Genomic DNA, 16681 nt, shown 5'->3' on the forward strand with positions numbered 1-16681 from the left:
CCCCCTGCCTTCCCCGCGTCGCCGACAGCGGCCGACGCCGACCCGTGAGCGGTGACGCCATGAACGACCTCAACCCTCAGCCGTCGAGTCCCGCTGAGCCGATCGCGGTGGTCGGCATCGGCTGCCGCCTGCCCGGTGCCGACTCCCCCGACGCCCTGTGGCGGCTCCTGCTCGACGCGGTGAACGTGTCGGGCCCGATCCCCGAGGAACGCTGGGCGCCGCAGCGCGCTCAGTCCCGCGAGAACGCCGCGGTGCTCTCCCGGGTCACCGACCACGGCTCGTTCCTCGACGACATCGCCGGGTTCGACGCCTCCTTCTTCGGCATCTCCGCGACCGAGGCCCGCCAGCTGGACCCGCAGCAGCGGCTCGCGCTGGAGGTGGCCTGGGAGGCCCTGGAGCACGCGGGCATCCCCGCCCCCACCCTGGCCGGCAGCGACGCCGGTGTGTTCATCGGCGTGGGCACCGACGACTACGGCCGGCGCCTGCTGGAGGACCTGCCCGGCGTCGAGGCCTGGACCGGCATCGGCTCCTCGCTGTGCGGGGTGCCCAACCGCATCTCCTACACCTTCGACCTGCGCGGCCCGTCCGTCGCCGTCGACACCGCCTGCTCGTCCTCGCTGGTGGCCATCCACCAGGCGTGCGCGGCGCTGCGTGCCGGGGAGACCCCGGTGGCGCTCGCGGGCGGTGTGATGCTGATGGCGGGCCCGGGTCTGACGACGGTCCTGGACCACGCGGGCGCCATCTCGCCCGACGGCCGCTCCAAGGCCTTCGACTCGGCGGCCAACGGCTACGGCCGGGGTGAGGGCTGCGCGGTCGTCGTCCTCAAGACGCTGTCCGACGCCCAACGCGACGGCGACCGCGTCATCACGGTGATCCGCGGCAGCGCGGTGCACCAGGACGGCCGCACCGACGGCATCATGGCGCCGAGTTCCTCCGCTCAGGCGCATCTGCTGCGCAAGGCGTACGCCGCGGCGGGCGTGGACCCGGCCGAGGTGGACTACGTCGAGGCGCACGGCACCGGAACCCGGGTCGGCGACCCGATCGAGGCATCTGCGCTGGCCGAGGTCGTGGGCGCCGGACGCGGGACCGGACAGCCCTGCCTGATCGGCTCGGTGAAGACCAACATCGGTCACTGCGAGGCGGCGGCGGGTGTCGCGGGTCTGGTGAAGACCGCGCTCGCGATGTACCACGGCCTGATACCGCCCACCGTGACGGTGGAGGGGCCGCGCCGGGACATCCCGTGGGAGACCTCGGGGCTGAGTGTCGTGACCGAGACGACGCCGTGGCCCGAGACCGGGCGCCCGCGGCTCGCGGGTGTGGCCAGCTACGGGTACGGCGGCACGATCGCGCACGTGGTGCTGGAGCAGGCGCCCGACGCCGGGGCCCCGGCGGACGGGGCCGCGCAGTCCCCCGCCGCGTCGGCCGAGGCCGGCGGTCCCCTGCTCTACCCGGTGTCCTCGGCGACCGCCCCGGGCCTCGCCGCCCAGGCCGCCCGCATCCAGGAGACGCTCGGCACGCACTCCCCGGCCGACCTCGGCCACACCCTGGCCCACCGCCGGGCCCACCTGGGCGCGCGTGCGGTGGTCCTGGCCTCGGACGAGACGGAACTGGCCGCCGCGGTCGCCGCGTTGGCCGCCGGTGAGGCGAACGAGCGGGTCGTCACCGGAGAGTTCTCGGGGCGGTCGGACCGGCCGGTGTGGGTGTTCTCCGGGCACGGGGCCCAGTGGTCCGGCATGGGCCGTGAACTGCTGGAGCAGGAGCCGGTGTTCGCCGCCGCGATCGACCGGCTGGGGCCGGTCTTCGCCCAGGAGCTGGGCGTCACGCCCCGCGAGGTGCTCACCAGCGGCGACCTCGGCTCGGTGGACATCATCCAGTCGATGCTGTTCGCCGTGCAGATCGGGCTGGCCGCGGTGTGGCGCCGCCACGGTGTCGAGCCGGCCGCGATCATCGGGCACTCCGTCGGTGAGATCGCCGCGGCGGTCACCGCCGGGTCGCTCACCGAGGAGGACGGGGCGCGGCTGGTGTGCCGCCGCTCGGCCCTGCTGCGCAAGGTGGCAGGACAGGGCGCCATGATCATGGTGGACCGGCCCTTCGACGAGGTCCGGGAGCACATCGGGGTGACGGATGCGCTGTGCGCGGCGATCGCCGCCGCTCCCGCCTCGACCGTGGTCGCCGGTGACATCCCGGCGGTCGACGAGGCCGCCGAGGAGTGGGCCGAGCTGGGCTGGACGATCCGCCGCATCGACTCCGACGTCGCCTTCCACAGCCCGCAGATGGACCTGATCAGCGGTGAACTGGCCGCCGCGGTCGCCGAGCTGGAGCCGCGCACCCCGACTGTGCCGCTGTATCTGACGGCCGTGGAGGACCCGCGGGCCGGGCTGCGGCAGGACGCGCGCTACTGGGCCGGGAACCTGCGCAACGCGGTCCGCTTCCACCAGGCGGTGCAGGCGGCGATCGAGGACGGGCACCGCCTGTTCCTGGAGGTCTCCGCGCACCCGGTGGTCAGCCACTCGATCACCGAGACCCTCGGCGGCGCGGGCGACGCGCTGGTCGTGCCGTCCCTGCGGCGGGGCAAGCCGGAGCGGCTGACGCTGCTGACCTCGCTGGCCCGGCTGCACTGCCACGGCGCACCCGTGGACTGGGCCGTGCTCCAGCCCGGCGGCACGCTCGCCGACCTGCCCACCACGGCGTGGCGGCACGAGCGGCACTGGGTGGACGGCCGGTTCGACAGCCCCTCGCCGCAGGACACCCTGCTCGGTACCGAGGCGGCGGTGCACGGCTCGCACGTGCGGGTCTGGCAGACCACGCTCGACCTGCGCACCCGCCCGTACCCGCGGCGGCACCCGGTGCTGGGCACGGAGATCGTGCCGGCGACCGTGCTGCTGAACACCTTCTTCACCGCGGGCCGCACCGACACCCTGACGGACGTCCATCTGCGCCAGCCGGTGGTGGTGCCGCAGGAGGACACCCGGCAGGTGCAGATCGTGTTCGACGAGAGCGGACTGCGGCTCGTCTCGCGCGCGCTGGGCTCACCCGACAACGCCTGGCTCACCCACACGACGGCCACCCTCGGGGAGCGGTCGGCGCCCACCGAGCCGCTCGGCCCGACCGGCGCCTCCGACGCGCTCGACCCCGACCACGTGGTGGACCGGCTCGCCCAGCTCGGCGTGGCCGACATGGGCTACCCGTGGACGATCGAGGAGCTGTACAGCGGCGACGGCACGCTGACGGCGTCCGTGCGCGCCGACCGGGACGCCACCTGGGCGGCGGTGCTCGACGCGGCGCTGTCCATGGCCTCGGTGATCTTCTCCGGCCCGGCCGTGCTGCGGATGCCCGCCTACATCGACCAGGTCACCCGCAGCGGCCCGGCGCCGCGCGACGCCGTCATCGACGTCCGGCTCGACCCCGACCAGCCGCTCACCGTGCATGTGGACGTGCGCGGCGAGGTGGACGGTGAGGAGTCGGTCGTGACGCTGCGCGGGCTGCGCTACGGCGAGCTCGACGGCGACCTGTCCGACGAGCAGCGCACCGGCGCCGAGCGCTTCGAACTGGTCTGGCAGCCCTTCCCGTTGGACACCACGGCCCACTCGAACCGGCCCGGCGGCACGCTTTTGGTGCTGGGCCCGACGGAGCTGGCGTGCGCGCTGGTGCCGGAGGCCGCCGCGCGCGGGGTGACGGTGAGCGTCTCGCGCCATCGGCTGGAGGAGGCCGACCAGGTCCTCTACGCCCCCGACAGTGCCGAACCGGCCGTGGTGGCGGCGGAGTTCGTGCGTCTGATGGCGGAGGTGGCCGCGCTGCCCGGCCGTAAGCCGGTGGTGTGGTGCCTGACGCGCGGGGTGCGGGAGGGCGCGGACGCGTCCTCGCTCGCCGGGTCACCGCTGTGGGGTCTGGGCCGGGTCGCGGCCAGCGAGCACCCCGACTTCTGGGGCGGCGTGGTCGACCTGCCCGCCGAGTCCTGGTCGCAGCTTCCGGTGGAACCGCTGTTCGCGCTGCTGCATCTGCGGCCCGCCGAGCCGGTGCTCTCCGTGGTGGGCGACGAGGTGCACACCGTGCGTCTGCTGCCCGCCGAACCGGCCGCGGACGGCACGCAGTTCGCCTGCCGCCCGGACGGCACGTACCTCATCACCGGTGGTCTCGGTGTGCTCGGTCTGGAGCTGGCCGGCCACCTCGCCGCACGGGGCGCGCGCCGGATCGTCCTGCTGGGCCGTACGCCGGTCCCGCCGCGCGCGCAGTGGGCGGACGGCGACCCGCGGGTCGACGCCCTGCGGCGGCTGGAGGCGGCGGGTGTGACCGTGCGGACGGTCGCCGCCGACATCACGGACGCGGCCGCGACGAAGGCCGCTCTGGACGCGCTCGACCTGCCGCCGGTACGGGGTGTGGTGCACGCCGCCGGTACGGTGCACAGCGCGCTGCTGCACCAGCTGGAGGAGGACGCGATCCGCGCGGTCATGCGGCCCAAGGTGGACGGCGCGCTGGTCCTGCACGAGCTGTTCCCGCCCGGCTCGACGGACTTCTTCGTGCTGTTCTCGTCGGCCGGCCCGCTGCTGGGTCTGCCCGGTCAGGGCGCGTACGCCGCCGCCAACGCCTACCTGGACGCGCTGGCCGCGCACCGCAGGGCCGAGGGGGCGACCGAGTCGGTGGCCCTGGCGTGGACGAGCTGGCGCGGCATGGGCATGGCCACGGCGGCCGAGGCCACGGACGTGGAGCTCGCCGCGCGCGGCACCTGCGACATCGTCCCGGACCAGGCGCTGCGGGCCTTCGACCAGACGGCCGCGGCTCCCTCCGGTGCGGTGGTGGCGGTGCTGGGCCTGCTGCGCGGGCACACCGGTCCGCGGCCCGCGCTGCTCTCGGAGCTGGCCCGGGACGACTCGGGGCAGCCGGCCGAGGTGCCGGACTGGATGGAGCTGGCGGGCGAGGAGCTGGCGGCGTATCTGCTCGACGAGGTGCGGCGCCGGGTGGCGAACGTCCTCGGCGCGCAGCCGGACGCGGTCTCGGTGCACCGGCCGCTGACGGAGGCGGGGGTCGACTCGCTGCTCGCCGCGGCCATCCGGGTGGCGCTGGAGCGTGACCTGGGGGTCGCCCTCCCGGCCACGCTGCTGTGGAACCACCCCACCGTCAGCGCCATCGCCGGCCATCTGGTGGACCTGCTCACCGCGGCCCACGCGGGCGAGCAGGAGCAGAACATGGCGCACTGACCGGCGCCACAGAGCTGCCGCCGTCCTCGCCGACGACGACCGGGTGCGGCCGGTCCGGGCGAGGACGGCGGCCGAGGCCGGGGCCGCGAGCGGTCCCGGCGACATCGGCGGTCTGAGCCGAGAGGCTCGACAAAGGGGCCGGACCCACCAGGGTCCGGCCCCTCCGCCGTGTTCAGTGGCCCGTGAGCATCGCCTCGGCGCCGTCCAGCGAGCGCTCCACCGTGAAGCGGAAGAACCGCAGTTCCTCCTGGGCGAGTTCGGCCGGGTCGCGGACCTGGCTGAGTGCTTCGGCGCCGGCCGCAGCGAGGCCGGGACGGGCCTGGTCGTCGGCGAAGGCGGCCATCGCGCGGTGCATGTCGACCCGGGCCGTGGGGAAGTTGGCCCGGTCGTCCTCGACGGCCACGAGCATGAAGGCGCTGTTCAGCAGGTAGCGGTAGATGAGGGTGGACTGCTCGCCGAAGCCCGCGGCCAGCAGCACGTTGATCCCGGTGTCGATGGTCTGCAGGGCGGCCGGGACGTTGGGTCCGACGACGACCATGCGGCGGGCGACGCCCGGGTAGCCGCGCAGCACGCCGCGCCCCTCGATCATCAGCGCGCTGAACCACTCGCGCCAGGGGAGCTGCCGGTCGGGCACCGGGATTCTGGAGATGACCCGGTCGACGACGCCCATGACGACGGCTTCCCGATCGCCGACGTGGTGGGCGACGACGCCTGGCCAGACGTCGAGCTTGGTGGAGATCTGGCGGATCGACCAGCCGTCGAGGCCGTGCACGGCGGTCAGTTCCGTCGCGGCTTCGATGATCTTGTCCGCTGTGATCGGCGGCAACCCTGCCGAGGCGCGGGACCTTCGGCGGGACGTCGTCTGCGACATGGCGACTACCTCACGCTGTGGACCACCCGTACGAGGACGGGTGTGTGGCGGCTCTGAAGGAGTTTGGGGGGAGATCCAACCCTAGCCTATTGGTCAGTGTCTAAGACGGTGTTGTAGGCTATTAGTCACTGTCTAACTGGGATGGGACCGGCTCTCCGCACCACGCTGCCGCTCACTCTCAGCACTTTTCCCTGCCGTGTGGAGCGCCGGCCCCTGCTCGCTGCCCCGCCGCGCTCCGACCTCCGCCCCGAGAGGCCCTCCATGCGCAAATGGATGCCGCTGCTGGCCGTGTGCCTCGGCACCTTCATGCTTCTGGTAGACGTCACCATCGTCAGCGTCGCGCTGCCGTCGATGACCGACTCGCTGGACACGTCCTTCACCTCCCTGCAGTGGGTGGTGGACGTCTACGTGCTCGTCCTGGCCGCCCTGCTGATGGCGCTCGGCTCGCTGTCGGACATCAAGGGCTCGCGCCGGGTCTATCTGGCCGGTCTCGCCGTGTTCGCCGTCGCCTCGCTGGCCTGCGGCCTCGCCAACAGCAGCGAGATGCTGATCGCGGCGCGGGCCGTGCAGGGCCTCGGCGCCTCGGCCATGTTCGCCACCAACACCGCGCTTCTGGCGGGCAACTACGAGGGCCGCGACCGGGGCATCGCGTTCGGCCTGTGGGGCGCGGTGAACGGCGCCGCCGCGGCGGCCGGCCCGATCATCGGCGGTCTGCTCACCGAACACCTCAACTGGCGCTGGATCTTCCTGGTCAACCTCCCCGTCGCCGCGGTCGCCCTGTTCCTCGGCGCCAAGCACCTCGCCGGCGCGGCCACCCGCCCGCAGAGCCGCCTCGACCTGCCCGGCACCCTCACATTCACCCTCGCCTCGACCCTGCTGATCTACGGCCTGATCCGGGCCGGCGAGGACGGCTGGACGGCGACCGGCACCCTGCTGCTGTTCGGCGGCACCGTGGCCGCGCTGCTGCTGTTCGTGCTCGTGGAGCGCGGCAAGCGGGACCCGATGCTGGACCTGGGCCTGATGCGCTCACCGTCCTTCGGCGGCCTGATGTTCGGCGCCGCCGTGTTCAGCGCGGCCGCCTTCGCCAACCTGGTGTTCGTCTCGGTGTGGGCGCAGTCCGTGCTGGACCTCAGCCCGGTGAAGGCGGGTCTGATCCTGACGCCGCTGAGCGGCATGTCGTTCGTCGCGGCGGGCCTCGCGGGCCGGTTCCTGTCGAACATGCCGCCGCACATCCCGATCGGCGGCGGTCTGCTGCTGATCGGCGCGGGCTCGCTGCTGGAGATGATGGTCACCGGCTCCTCCGGCTGGACCGCGCTGCTGCCCGGCTTCATCGTCACCGGCATCGGCGTCGGCATCGCCTCGCCGATCCTCGCCTCGGCCGCGCTCGCCTCGGCACCGGCCGACCGGGCGGGCATGGCGGGCGGCGCCGCCAACACCTTCCGCCAGCTGGGCTTCGCGCTGGGCATCCCGGCCGTGGCAGCCATCGTCTCCGCCACGGTCACCACGCGGCTGGAGGACAGCGACCTGTTCCGCGACGCCGACGGGGCCGCCGAGCTCGTCACCGCGGGCCAGTCCTCGGGCGCGCTCGCGCAGGTGGCCGCCGACGCGCGCGACGCGGCGGGCAATGTCGTGGAGGACGCCTACGCCGCCGGTCTGGACCAGGCGTTCCTGGCGAGCGGGGTGGCCGCGCTGCTGGCCGGTGTGCTCGTCCTGCTCGTCGTGCGGCCGTCGGCCGGAGCGGTCCCGACGCAGGCCACGGACGCGTCCGAGGTCGGCGAGGACCGCGCTCTGAAGTCCGTCTGATGTAGCGTCACCAGCGCCCGGACCGGGCCGAGAAGACGGTCCGGCATCGCGCCACCACCGCAGGGGCTGCCCGGCACATCCGGGCAGCCCCTGCGGCGCGTCGCGGTGAACCGCAGGTCAGGCACATGGAGTTGCATGGGAAAAAATGAACCCGGCCCGGAGGCGGGGGCTTCTCCGGGCCGGGTGCTCAGGGTGCGCTCAAGGGGTGGGACGACCGCGCTACCGCGGGCGGACGCGAGCGCGGTAGCATCGCCTCCCCAGTTGGCGAGTCACACTCTCCAGTTTAGACAGTGGCACTACCCAATAGCCAGGGAAGAGCGAAAACCCGTGCGCATCAAGGAACTGAGCCGGCTCAGTGGCGTCCCCGTCGCGACCATCAAGTACTACCTCCGCGAGGGCCTGTTGCCCCCGGGCCGGCCCACGGCCGCGACCCAGGCCCAGTACGACGAACAGCATGTGCGAAGACTGAAGCTGGTCCGCGCTCTGATCGGCGTGCGCGGACTGTCGGTCAGCGCCGCCAGGAACGTAGTGAACGCCGTCGCCGCGGAACAGACGGACGTCCACACCCTGCTCGGCCTCGTGTCGGGCATGTGGCCACTGGGCGCCGACCCGGGCGGCGACACGCTCTGCGAGAACGCGCCCGGGGACTCGGAGACCGACGCACTGCTCGCCGAACTCGGCTGGTCGGTCTCCCTGCACAACCCCGCGCGCCAGGTCCTCGACCACACCCTGCTGACCCTGCGCTCCCTGGGCATGGACTACGACTGGCGGTTCCTGCTCCCCTACGCGCGCCTCGTCCACGGCATCGCCGCGCTCGACCTCGACCAACTGCGGTCCCCGCGCGATCCGCTGGAGAAGGCCGAGCAGGCCGTGCTGCTGACCTTCCTCCTCGAACCCGCCCTGCTCGCCCTGCGCCGGCTCGCCCAGGAGGCCGAGTCGCACCAGCGCTACGGCGTCCCGGAGGCGGCCCGGCCGGAGTCGGACCCGGCCTGAGTGAGGGGTACTCAACCGGCCTCACTCCCGGGGCGGTTCGGGAATTCCCACCACTCGGCGCGCGGCACAGGATTAAGTAATCGCACTCATGCGGTACCGGCCTCCCGCATGGTCTTCTCAAGACGAAATGGTCGGCGCAATGCGCCACCGCTCCCTCGTCACCGGGAAGGCAATGACGATGCAGTTCCGGATTCTGGGCTCACCCGAGCTGTACGACGGTATCCGCCGGGTCAGCACCCCGCTGAGCGCCCCCAAACAGCGACGGCTTCTCGGCGCACTGCTCACGCGGCCCAACGAGCCGATACCAAGACAGGAACTCGTCCGAGAACTCTGGGGAGTCAGGTCCCCCGTCAAGTCGGCGAACTCCCTCAACGCCCACGCCTCCCTGCTGCGCCGGGCGCTGGGCACGGCGGAGCCGGAGCGCGCCCAGGCGCCGCGTCTGGTCGCCCGGGACTCCGGATATCTCCTCCATGTCCGGCCGGGCGAAACCGACTTCGGAATGTTCCGGCACGGTCTGGAGCGGGCCCGCACCACGGCCGTGCAGGATCCCGAGGGTGCCTACGGGCTGCTGCGGGACGCCCTCGGGCTGTGGCGCGGCGCGGCGCTGGAAGGGGCCGTCCACGGCCCGCTGGGGGCGCATCTGGCGGCCCGGCTGGAGGAGGAGCGGGAGGAAGCCCTGGAGCTGCTCTTCGACTGCGCCCTGCGCGCGGGCCGGCACCGCGAGATCGTGTCCGAGCTGGAGGAGGTCACCGCGGCGCATCCGCTGCACGAGCCGTTCCACGACCAGCTGATGCTCGCCCTGTGCCGCTGCGGCCGGGAGGCCGAGGCCATCGCCGCCTACCGGCGGGCCCGCCGCCATCTGCCCGGCGGCGCCGACCGTACGCCGCTGCTCACCGCCCGTCTGGAGCAGATCGGTGCCCGCTCCGCCGTCCTGGCGGCGCCGACGGCGCTGCCCCGGGACGGCGCCGCGCACGCGCGGGCCGCTGATCCGGTCGAGCCGCCGCCCGTGTTCTCGGTGGCCGGCTATCTCCAGGAGCTGTTCAACGGAAAGGCCCTCACCGCGTTGTGAGGTGTCACGAAACGCGCGTCGCGCCCCCGCCGGAGCGGGGGCGCGATGCTTTTTCCGGGAGAGCTTTCCCGGGAGATCCCCTCCCGGGAAATGCTCGGAGTCCGGAAATACTCAGATTTCGGAGGTGATCAGAGTTCCGAGATGATGCGCTGGGCGACGTCCATTCCGGACGAGTATCCGGCCTCGTGGGAACCGATCTGGTCGACACCGTGACGCTTCGCGTGGAAGTACGCGCCGGCCAGCTTGACCCGGGTTCCGTTGTTCACGTCGTAGATGTCCTTCTGCATCTCACGAACCGGGTTGTCGATGATCGGGTGGGTGTAGGGGAATTCGGCGATGGCGGTGTCCGCGGCCACCTCGAGGGGGTAGTCGAGGGTGACGAAGTAGTCCTTCTCCGCCGTGAACCCGTGGAGCTTGTTCATGTAGTAGGCGACGTAGGTGCGGTCCTCGCCGTCGACGGCGACCTTGCCGTAGTTCCACGCCTCCCAGCGCTCCCGGTCGGCCGGCATCACCGAGGGGTCGGTGTGCAGGACGACCCGCGAGGCGTTGTAGCGGACCTTGGAGAGCACCTCGCGCTGGTGCTCGGTGGGGTTCTCCAGCATGGCGAGGGCCTCGTCGGCGTGGGCGCCGATGACGACGTAGTCGAACTGCTCGCTGCCCTTGGCGGTGGTGATCGTCACCGAGTCGTCGTCCTGGTGGATGCGGGTGACGGGCTCGCCGGTGCGGATCTCGCCGTCGATGGCGGCCAGGGCCTTGCGGACGTAGGTGATCGAACCGCCGCCGACGGTGCGCCAGTCGACGTGCTGGCCGCCGAGGCCGCCCTCGTCGTGGCCCATGAAGAAGGCGATGGCGGTGCTGGCCGGCATCTGCCAGATCAGCTCGGCCGGGATCGACCAGACCGCGGAGCACAGCAGGATGACGTAGGAGGTGCGGAACGCCTCGCTGTAGCCGTTCTTGTCGAGGTACTCGCCCAGCGGGATGTCCGCCTTCTTGCGCACGAAGTCGCGGCGGCCCTCGGTGTGGAAGCGGCGGGCCTCGCGCCAGATGGTCTGGAACTCCTCGGGGTAGCGGGCGGCCACCTCCTCCTCTTCCAGGCCCAGCTCGTTGGTGCCGTACTCCAGGCCGGAGTCCAGGTCGAAGAAGTTGAACGCGCCCTTGTGCTCGACCTGCTCGACGCCCAGCTCGTCGAAGAACTCGCACAGGTTGGTGTACGCGGGCCGGTTGAACACGACGAACGCGGTGTCGATGCCGAGGAGCTTGCCGTTCTCCTCGACCTCGACGGTGTTGGCGTGACCGCCGATGCGCTCCTCACGGTCGAAGAGGGTGATCGACGCGTGGTTGCGCAGGTGGTAGGCCGCGGAGACGCCAGAGACACCGGCACCGACGACGGCGATACGAGGGATGGTGGGGTCAGTCATGGTCAGGCCCTTCAGGGTCGGTGTCTAACTGTGGTCGTCGTACGTGGATGAAGTCGGTGGGGCGGCAAGCCGCCACGGCGCCTGCCCCCTGGGCCGCCGGCCGCCCGGGGCGCCCCGGCGGGTACCCCGGGGGGCCGCCTGCCGCCCTCGGGCGTCAGGGCTGGGCTGTCAGCGGGTCGGCGGTGGTCACCTGACGACATCGGCGGGGTCGACGGTGCGCTCGGCGAGAGGGATCTGCCAGTACGAGAACAGCCGGTTCTCCTGGTGGAAGTGGCGCAGTACCTGCATCACCTCGTCGACGACCGCCTGGTCGGTGACCGACTCGTGGGGGAAGATCTGCTTGCGCAGCCGCTCCAGCTGGAGCAGCAGCAGAGCGCCGCTGGGCAGCGGGTCCTCCACGGCGTCGTGCGAGTGGACGTAGGTCAGGACGCAGGCAGCCGCCGCGTGCAGCAGACAGTACTCCTTGGCCAGCTCGAAGAGTTCCGGCGACTGCGCGTAGTCCTTGCCGAGGGCGGTCTTCAGGGCGGCGGCCCGCTCCGCCATGGGGCCGGCCCGGTCGAGGAGCTCCTCCGCCACGTCCGCGGCGCGCAGCAGCCGGTCGCGTTCGGTCCCCTTGGCCTCCTCCGCGAGGGCGCGCAGCCTGCGCAGTCCGTCCGGCGCGGCCAGGACGGCGTCGTCGAGTCCGCGGCTGAACAGCTCCTGCTTCACCGGCGCGTACACGGGCAGTTCCCGGTCCATGCCGAAGAGGGTCGCGGCGCGCTCGGCGGCGGCCTCCGCCGCGGCCGGCCCGGGCGCGTTGGCGTTGGCGAGCAGACCGGCCAGCTGATGGCCGAGGTTGCGCAGGTTGACGACGGTGTTCCCGTCGGCGATGTCGGTGATCAGGATGTCGCGCACCATCTTCTGGTGCATGCCGTAGTGCGGGTGGTCGCGCAGGAAGGTGCGTGCCCCGAGCACCACGGTCAGCTGCGACAGCGTCTTCTGGAGCATGGTGGGGACGAGGTACTTGACCACCGACGACCAGATGCTGATCTGCTCCGGCGCGGCCTGGAGGGCGCGTGCGGCGCCGAGGACCACCGCGTCGGCGACCATCAGGTCGGCGAAAGCCTCGGTCAGCTGGCGCCGGGTGTAGGGGACGTCGGCGATGGCGTCGCCCAGCAGGACGCGGCGCTCGGCGAAGTCCATTGCGAGCCGGAGGCTCGTGTCCACGGCCGCCAGGGCCAGGTGCATGAGCACCACACGGGCGGTCTGGCTGGTCTTGAGGGCGATCTCCAGGCCCTGGCCCTCGTGTCCGATCATCGCGGAGTCGGGGACGAAGGCGCCCTTCATCCGGACCCCGCTGAGGTCCAGGGCGCGGACGCCGTAGAGCTCCTCGAAGGGCATGTCCTCGACGGTGTCGGCGTCGGCCTTCCACTTGTCGAGGACGAAGAGTGAGTAGGCGGCGGGGCCGGGACGCTTGCCGGTACGGGCGAAGACGACCATCTTGTCGGCGACCGTCGCGTTGCCGATCGGCCACTTCTCGCCGGTCAGCAGGTATCCCCCCTCGACCTTCTCGGCGTTGACCTCGTTGGCGACCAGGTCGCTGCCGTGGACACGCTCGGACAGGCCCCAGGACACCGAGCTGCCGCGCTTCATGTCGGCGATCAGGGCGGTGTTCTGCTCCCGGGTGCCGAGGACCCACGCGGGCATGAATCCGAGACTGTTGAGGGCGAGACCGACGGCGGTGGACGGGTCGCGGCGGGCGACGAGCCGCATCAGGGTGATGCCGGTCTCCACGTTGCCGGCCAGGCCGCCGTACTCGGCGGGCAGGCAGTGCATGTGCAGGTCCCAGCGGCGCAGCAGGCTGACGAACTGGTAGGGGTACTCGCCGCGGACGTCGTGGTCCAGGATCTGGGCGAAGGGCATCCGGCTGCCGGAGTCGTGCGGGTCGCCGAGGTACTCCTCCAGCCGGGTCGCGAGCTCGGTCACATCGGACTTGGACATCCGGAACTCCTATCGGCTGGTGGCCAGTTGGACGGGCGGGGCGGTGAACATGCGGTTGACCTCCCGCAGCGCGAGGAGCGCGTCGAGAGCGGGGATCAGCCGGGCGCCGCAGCGGCGCGGGTCGGTGCCGTCGGCGCGGGCGAGCAGGTAGCCGAGGACGGCGCCGAGCCAGCCGGTGGAGCCGGGCCCGGTGCCGTACAGGGAGATGTCGCGGTTCGCATGCCACAGGTGGACACAGGCCGCGGCCGCGTGCAGCCAGGCGTACCGTTCGGCGGCGTCGACGAGCGCGTTGGGGTCGGCGCCGCGCTGCTGGGCGTCCCGCACCAGGTCGCCCAGGCCCGTCACGGCCTCGGTCAGCTCGGCCGCGAGGTCGGCGATCTCGCTGCCGGCCAGCTCCGCCGCGGCCTTCGGCAGACCGGCCAGGAGCGGGTCGAAGCCCCGGGCGAACATGTCGAGGCGGGCGGGCTCGTACGGCGGCAGCGGCGCGTCCAGCCGGAACACGGTGTCCAGCACGGCCGGGTCCGGCTCGCCGCCGTCGCCACCGGTCAGGGTCGGCAACTGACCCGCGTACGACCGCAGGTTGGACAGTGTGCTGGCGTCGATGACGCGGACGACGGCCGAGTCGCGCTGGAGCTTCTGGAACAGCCCCGCGCCGCGCTCGCCCTCGCGCAGCACCGATCGGGTGGCCAGGACCGTGCCGCAGTGCCGGATCAGCTCGTCGCACGCCTCGGCGACCACGTGCTTGGCGGCCAGCGCCCATACGCTGAACGACTCGGGCACCACGTGCACACCGCGCGCCGCGCCGAGCGCCACCGCGTCGGCCGCCAGCAGCGCCGCCGAGGCCACCGCCAGCTCCCGCCGGGGGTACGGGGATTCAGCGAGCACGGTACGGCCGACCGTGCGCTCGACGGCGAAGTCGAGTCCCTGCCGTACGGCGGTGTCGGCGATGCCGAGGCTGCCGGCCATGCTCATCAGGCGGACCGCCTGCTGGGCCTTGACGGCCGCCTCCAGGCCCTCCCCGTGCATCCCGACCAGCGCGTCCCGCGGGACGGGTGTGTCGTGGAAGCGCAGGGTGGCCAGGTCGATGCCGCGCATGCCGCCGGTCAGCGGTGCGGGCACCCGCTCCAGCGTGCCCTCGGGCGTCTGGGCGGTCTCCAGCAGGACCGCGGAGAAGGCGGCCGGGCCGCGCTCCCCGGTGCGGGCGACGACGTAGACCGCCTCGGCGCGCAGCCCGAGGCCGACCATCCACTTCTCGCCCGTCAGCAGTCCCTCGGGGCTCAGGCGGACCTCGTTGGTGAGCAGGTCGCTGCCGTGCGCGGCCTCGGTGAGCGCGAAGGCGACGGCGCCGCCGCCACGCAGGATCTCGGCGGCCCTGCGCTGCTGCGCTTCGCTGCCGTGCAGTTGCAGACAGGTCGCCGCGATGATGCTGAACATCGTGCCGGGCATGATGTTGACGTCCCGGCGAGAGGCCGCGCGCACCAGGGTGAGGCTGCGGTCGAAGGACTCGAAGGTGCCGCCCCAGGCCGCGGGCAGGTAGTTCAGGTGGAACCCGCAGCGCACCAGTTCCGCGCAGAGCTCCTCGGGGAAGGCGTCCTGCTCGTCGCGGGCGACGGCGGCGGCGAAGCCATGCGGGTTGGCGTCGTCGGCCGGGTCGCCGAGCCGCTCCTCCAGTTCCTCGGGCGTCAGGGCGCTCATCGCAGCCCCACCGAGGATCCGTGCGCCGGGGTCTCCAGCGGGACGGGCCGGTAGTCGGCGGCGGAGGCCGGGATGTGCACGCCCGCGGTGCGCAGCTGGGCGAGCCGGGTGTGGAAGGCCGCGCCGCGCATCAGGTGGTGGGCGACCTCGGCGACCCGGCGGTTGCCGGGGGTCTTCAGGTAGCTGCCGGTCACCCAGTCGTTGAAGCTGCCCATGGCCGGGCCGCACCAGACCTGGAAGTCCATGATCCGGCTCTCGTCACCGGTGACGGCCCAGCGCGAGGACATGCCGAGGTACCAGCGGAACACCAGCGCCATCCGCCGCTTGGGGCTGCCAGCGGCGCGCTGCAGCTGCTCGGGGTCGCGGCGGGTGAAGTAGGTGACGCACTCCTGCCACACGTCCTCCAGCGAGCGCCGGAAGATCTGCTGCTCCAGCTTGGCGCGGTCGGCCTCGGGGATGGCCTCCAGGCCGTCGTACGCCTGGTAGAGCTCGTACAGGCGCTTGGCACGCATCGGGAACAGCGTGCCCTTCTTCAGGACCTGGAGTTCCACGCCCATCTCGAACATGTCCGCGGCGGGTGCCATCTCGCAGTCGGCGATGCCGGCCACGGCCAGCATCTCCTTGGACTTGGCGGACGCCCCGGACTCCACACAGGACTGGTTGACCGAGCCGGTGACCACGTACGCGGCGCCCATCGAGAAGGCGGCGGCGACGGCGACCGGGGTGCCCAGGCCGCCGCCCGCGCCGACCCGGACGGGGACGGCGTAGCGGAACTCGCGCTGCACGGTGTCGCGCAGCCGCAGGATGGTCGGCAGCAGGGCGGGCAGCGGCCGGCGGTCGGTGTGGCCGCCGGAGTCGGCCTCCACGGTGATGTCGTCGGCGAGCGGCACGTGGTGGGCGAGCGCGGCCTGCTCGGCGGTGATCAGGCCCTGCTCCAGCAGGGCGCCGACCACGGCGGCCGGGGCGGGCCGCATGAACCGCTCGGCGACCTCCGAGCGGGAGACCTTGGCGATGATCCGGTTCTCGGCGACGGGCTTGCCGTCCGGGCCGGGCCGCAGCCCGGCGACCCGGTAGCGCACCACGTGCGGGGTGAGGTCCATGAAGGCGGAGGCCTCCACGCAGCGCACCCCGTGCCGCAGGAACAGCTCGACGGCCTCGCGCTCCAGCCGGTCCTCGCTGGGCGAGTGGATCAGGTTGACCGCGTACGGCAGTCCGGGGATCTCGGTGGCGAAGCGGGCGATGGCGCGCTCGATGTGCTCGGGCAGCAGGCCGGCCGCGCCGAAGGAGGCGAGGAAGCCCTCCCGGGCGAGGGCGATCACCATGTCGGCGGAGGCGATGCCGCCGGCCATGGCGCCCGCCATGTAGGCCTGTTCGACGCCGTGGGCGGACCGGAAGGCGGCGGAGCCGAGGCGGTGCGCGGGCAGCGGCTCGGCGGCGGCCAGCAGCGGCAGGCCGTCGCCCTCGGCCGCGGCGAAGCCGCCGGAGACGGCGCCGATGCCGCCGGGCGTGACGGTGACGAAGCACGGCTCGTCCAGGTCGGCCAGGGCGTGGTAGATCCCGGCCGGGTCCGTGCTCGGGTACCGCTCTCCGTACCAGCGGAGAGGGGTGTCGCGAATATCCATGGGAAAACGAAGCTCCTTGGCTGAGCGGCGGGGCG

9 protein-coding genes are annotated in these 16681 nt (G+C 72.7%); 4 read left to right on the forward strand and 5 right to left on the reverse strand.

Annotated elements, in window-relative coordinates; genetic code table 11:
* Positions 1-59 precede the first annotated feature (59 nt).
* The gene (locus ABZZ79_RS29685) at positions 60-5195 is read left to right on the forward strand and encodes an SDR family NAD(P)-dependent oxidoreductase (RefSeq protein ID WP_356693884.1); all 5136 of its coding nucleotides are present in this window, start codon (positions 60-62) and stop codon (positions 5193-5195) included.
* Between the two features lie 172 nt (positions 5196-5367).
* Here the strand turns inward: ABZZ79_RS29685 and ABZZ79_RS29690 are convergent, their stop codons facing one another.
* Positions 5368-6066, reverse strand: a complete 699-nt coding sequence (locus tag ABZZ79_RS29690; protein WP_356693886.1) for a TetR family transcriptional regulator — start codon at positions 6064-6066, stop codon at positions 5368-5370.
* Between the two features lie 261 nt (positions 6067-6327).
* Between ABZZ79_RS29690 and ABZZ79_RS29695 the strand changes: the two genes are divergently transcribed.
* The 3 genes from ABZZ79_RS29695 to ABZZ79_RS29705 all read left to right on the forward strand — a co-directional run bounded on the left by ABZZ79_RS29695 (position 6328) and on the right by ABZZ79_RS29705 (position 9931).
* Positions 6328-7869 carry an MFS transporter gene (locus ABZZ79_RS29695; RefSeq protein WP_356693888.1) on the forward strand — a complete coding sequence of 514 codons (1542 nt, stop codon included), beginning with the start codon at positions 6328-6330 and terminating at the stop codon, positions 7867-7869.
* A 327-nt stretch (positions 7870-8196) separates the two neighbouring features.
* Positions 8197-8862 carry a MerR family transcriptional regulator gene (locus ABZZ79_RS29700; protein ID WP_356693890.1) on the forward strand — a complete coding sequence of 222 codons (666 nt, stop codon included), beginning with the start codon at positions 8197-8199 and terminating at the stop codon, positions 8860-8862.
* A gap of 139 nt (positions 8863-9001) precedes the next feature.
* A complete protein-coding gene (locus ABZZ79_RS29705; RefSeq protein WP_356693892.1) occupies positions 9002-9931 on the forward strand; it encodes a BTAD domain-containing putative transcriptional regulator in 930 nt (309 codons plus the stop codon).
* Between the two features lie 128 nt (positions 9932-10059).
* On the opposite strand, the gene ABZZ79_RS29710 is transcribed toward ABZZ79_RS29705, so the two are convergent.
* From ABZZ79_RS29710 to ABZZ79_RS29725, 4 genes are all read right to left on the reverse strand, one after another.
* Entirely contained in the window at positions 10060-11349 is a 1290-nt protein-coding gene (locus ABZZ79_RS29710; protein ID WP_356693894.1) for an FAD-dependent oxidoreductase, read from the reverse strand.
* Between the two features lie 186 nt (positions 11350-11535).
* Entirely contained in the window at positions 11536-13329 is a 1794-nt protein-coding gene (locus ABZZ79_RS29715) for an acyl-CoA dehydrogenase family protein (protein ID WP_356693896.1), read from the reverse strand.
* Between the two features lie 9 nt (positions 13330-13338).
* A complete protein-coding gene (locus ABZZ79_RS29720; protein WP_356693898.1) occupies positions 13339-15024 on the reverse strand; it encodes an acyl-CoA dehydrogenase family protein in 1686 nt (561 codons plus the stop codon).
* On the reverse strand, positions 15021-16646 hold the full coding sequence (locus tag ABZZ79_RS29725) for a PfaD family polyunsaturated fatty acid/polyketide biosynthesis protein (RefSeq protein WP_356693900.1): 1626 nt from the start codon (positions 16644-16646) through the stop codon (positions 15021-15023). Before ABZZ79_RS29725 ends, ABZZ79_RS29720 begins: the two co-directional genes overlap by 4 nt.
* Positions 16647-16681 lie beyond the last annotated feature (35 nt).

The organism is Streptomyces sp. NPDC006458 (assembly GCF_040612135.1).
In the GTDB taxonomy this organism is placed as follows: Bacteria; Actinomycetota; Actinomycetes; order Streptomycetales; family Streptomycetaceae; genus Streptomyces.

Excerpts from the sequence above, each read along its gene's own strand:
- ABZZ79_RS29695 (WP_356693888.1), top strand. The coding sequence starts at position 6,328 with ATGCGCAAATGGATGCCGCTGCTGGCCGTGTGCCTCGGCACCTTCATG.
- ABZZ79_RS29685 (WP_356693884.1), top strand. The coding sequence starts at position 60 with ATGAACGACCTCAACCCTCAGCCGTCGAGTCCCGCTGAGCCGATCGCG.
- ABZZ79_RS29725 (WP_356693900.1), bottom strand. The coding sequence starts at position 16,646 with ATGGATATTCGCGACACCCCTCTCCGCTGGTACGGAGAGCGGTACCCG.
- ABZZ79_RS29710 (WP_356693894.1), bottom strand. The coding sequence starts at position 11,349 with ATGACTGACCCCACCATCCCTCGTATCGCCGTCGTCGGTGCCGGTGTC.
- ABZZ79_RS29715 (WP_356693896.1), bottom strand. The coding sequence starts at position 13,329 with ATGTCCAAGTCCGATGTGACCGAGCTCGCGACCCGGCTGGAGGAGTAC.
- ABZZ79_RS29705 (WP_356693892.1), top strand. The coding sequence starts at position 9,002 with ATGCGCCACCGCTCCCTCGTCACCGGGAAGGCAATGACGATGCAGTTC.
- ABZZ79_RS29720 (WP_356693898.1), bottom strand. The coding sequence starts at position 15,024 with ATGAGCGCCCTGACGCCCGAGGAACTGGAGGAGCGGCTCGGCGACCCG.
- ABZZ79_RS29690 (WP_356693886.1), bottom strand. The coding sequence starts at position 6,066 with ATGTCGCAGACGACGTCCCGCCGAAGGTCCCGCGCCTCGGCAGGGTTG.